This is a genomic window from Komagataeibacter melomenusus, from assembly GCF_013155395.1.
Taxonomy (GTDB): domain Bacteria; phylum Pseudomonadota; class Alphaproteobacteria; order Acetobacterales; family Acetobacteraceae; genus Komagataeibacter; species Komagataeibacter melomenusus.
Window position 1 is genome coordinate 1 of the sequence record NZ_JABJWC010000112.1, and the last position, 630, is coordinate 630.

Consider the following 630-nt stretch of genomic DNA (forward strand, 5'->3'; position numbering starts at 1 on the left):
TGTCCACCACCGGCGGCCACCTTGGTGCCTCGCTGGGCGTGGTTGAACTGACCGTGGCACTCCATGCCGTGTTCGACACCCCTGCCGACCGCGTGATCTGGGATGTGGGCCACCAGACCTACCCCCATAAGATCCTGACCGGGCGGCGCGATCGCATCCGCACCCTGCGCCAGCCGGGCGGGCTTTCGGGCTTCACGCGGCGTAGCGAGAGCGAATACGACCCGTTTGGCGCGGCCCACTCCTCCACCTCCATCTCGGCGGGCCTCGGCATGGCCGTCGCCCACCACCTGCGCGCGGAGGAAGACCCCTCCTACCGCGAGCGCAACGTGATCGCGGTGATCGGCGATGGCTCGATCTCGGCAGGCATGGCGTATGAGGCGATGAACAACGCCTCGCATTGCGGCCCCGGCGCCGAGCGCCTGATCGTGGTGCTCAACGACAACGAGATGTCGATCGCCCCCCCGGTGGGCGCGATGTCGAGCTACCTGTCGCGGCTGATGTCGTCGCGCAAGTTCCTCAACCTGCGTGAACTCGCCGCCAAGATGGCCAAGCGCCTGCCCGGTCGCCTCGAGCGCACCGCCAAGAAGGCCGATGAATACGCGCGCGGCATCATGACCGGCGGCACTTTGT

General features: G+C 67.8%; 1 protein-coding gene. It reads left to right on the forward strand.

The window, feature by feature from the left end; all coding sequences use genetic code 11:
• Positions 1 to 630: 1-deoxy-D-xylulose-5-phosphate synthase N-terminal domain-containing protein (locus tag HNW77_RS17280; protein ID WP_275942164.1), on the forward strand; the 630-nt coding region annotated here is incomplete at both ends.